The organism is Arthrobacter sp. UYEF3 (assembly GCF_040546245.1).
Lineage (GTDB): Bacteria > Actinomycetota > Actinomycetes > Actinomycetales > Micrococcaceae > Arthrobacter.
This window is the reverse complement of sequence record NZ_JBEPNK010000057.1, coordinates 1-2,103: the sequence shown is the minus strand read 5'-3', so window position 1 is coordinate 2,103 and position 2,103 is coordinate 1. Positions and strand designations below refer to the sequence as shown.

Genomic DNA, 2,103 nt, shown 5'->3' with positions numbered 1-2,103 from the left:
CGTGGCTGCAGGAGAAGATACCTCCCATATCCTCAGCGGGTTGACTAACCAGCTGCCTGATCGTGATCCGGAAGAGACCGCCGAATGGCTGGAGTCCCTGGATACCTTGATTCAGGAACAGGGTACCGAGCGTGCCCAGTACATCATGCGGAGCTTGCTCCAGCGGGCCGGGGCACAGAGTGTGGGCGTGCCGATGGTGACCACCACGGACTACGTCAACACCATTCCGGTGGACCAGGAAGCGCCGTTCCCGGGGGACGAAGAGATTGAACGCAAGTACCGTGCCTGGCTGCGCTGGAATGCTGCGGTCATGGTGCACCGGGCGCAGCGCCCGGACATCGGCGTCGGCGGCCACATCTCCACCTACGCCGGCGCGGCTACCCTCTACGAGGTCGGCTTTAACCATTTCTTCCGCGGCAAGGACCACCCCGGCGGCGGCGACCAGGTCTTCTTCCAGGGCCACGCGTCCCCGGGCATGTACGCCCGGGCGTTTATGGAAGGCCGCCTGACCGAGGAAGACATGGACGGGTTCCGGCAGGAGAAGTCCAAGGAAGGGCATGCCCTGTCCTCCTACCCGCACCCGCGCCTGATGCCCGAATTCTGGGAATTCCCGACCGTGTCGATGGGCATCGGCCCGATGAACGCCATCTATCAGGCGCAGTCGAACCGTTACCTGCATAACCGCGGCATCAAGGACACCTCGGACCAGCAGGTCTGGGCGTTCCTGGGCGACGGCGAAATGGACGAACCGGAGTCCCGCGGTCTGCTGCAGCTCGCCGCGAACGACAAGCTGGATAACCTCAACTTCGTGATCAACTGCAACCTGCAGCGCCTCGACGGCCCGGTCCGCGGCAACGGCAAGATCATGCAGGAACTCGAAGCGTTCTTCCGGGGTGCCGGCTGGAACGTCATCAAGGTCGTCTGGGGCCGGGAGTGGGATGACCTGCTCGCCCGGGACGAGGACGGTTCGCTCGTGAAGATCATGAACGAGACCGTCGACGGCGATTACCAGACTTACAAGGCCGAATCCGGCGGGTTCGTCCGTGAACACTTCTTCGGTAAGACCCCGCAGACCAAGGAAATGGTCCAGGACCTGTCCGACGATCAGATCTGGAACCTCAAGCGCGGCGGCCACGATTACAACAAGGTCTACGCCGCGTACAAGGCAGCGACGGAGTTCAAGGGTAAGCCCACGGTCATCCTGGCGCACACGGTCAAGGGTTACGGCCTGGGCACCCACTTCGAGGGCCGTAACGCCACGCACCAGATGAAGAAGCTCACCCTGACGGACCTGAAGGCGTTCCGCGACCACCTGCGCATCCCGATCACGGACGAACAGCTCGAGGCCGACCTGTACCAGCCGCCGTACTACCACCCCGGGATGGACTCCCCCGAGATCAAGTACCTGATGGAACGCCGCCGCGCCCTGGGCGGGTTTGTCCCGGAACGCCGCGCCAAGCACACCGAGGTCACCCTCCCGCAGGAAAAGTCCTACGAGTTCACCAACCGCGGCTCCGGCAAGCAGCTGGCAGCGACCACCATGGCGTTCGTCCGGCTGCTGAAGGACCTGATGCGGGACAAGGAGTTCGGTTCCCGGATCGTGCCGATCGTCCCGGATGAATCCCGGACCTTCGGGATGGACGCGTTCTTCCCGACCGCGAAGATCTACAACCCCGACGGGCAGAACTACCTGTCCGTGGACCGGGACATCGTCCTGGCCTACAAGGAGTCCGACAAGGGCCAGCTGATCCACCCCGGCATCAACGAAGCCGGCGCCGTCGCGGCGTTCACCGCCGCGGGTACCTCCTACGCCACGCACGGCGAACCGTTGATCCCGGTCTACGTGTTCTACTCGATGTTCGGGTTCCAGCGCACCGGCGACTCCTTCTGGGCCGCCGCTGACCAGATGACCCGAGGCTTCGTGATCGGCGCGACCGCGGGCCGGACCACGCTGACCGGTGAAGGCCTGCAGCACGCCGACGGCCACTCACCGCTCCTCGCATCGACCAACCCGGCCGTGATGACCTATGACCCGGCCTACGGCTATGAGATGGGCGTCATCATGCGTGACGGCCTGAACCGTATGTACGGTCCGGGACCGGC

At 64.2% G+C, this 2,103-nt stretch carries 1 protein-coding gene; it reads left to right on the top strand.

Annotated elements, in window-relative coordinates; translation table 11 throughout:
- Window position 1: 1 nt before the first annotated feature.
- Window positions 2-2,103: pyruvate dehydrogenase (acetyl-transferring), homodimeric type (aceE, locus tag ABIB14_RS18635; protein ID WP_354237383.1), on the top strand; the 2,102-nt coding region annotated here is incomplete at its 3' end.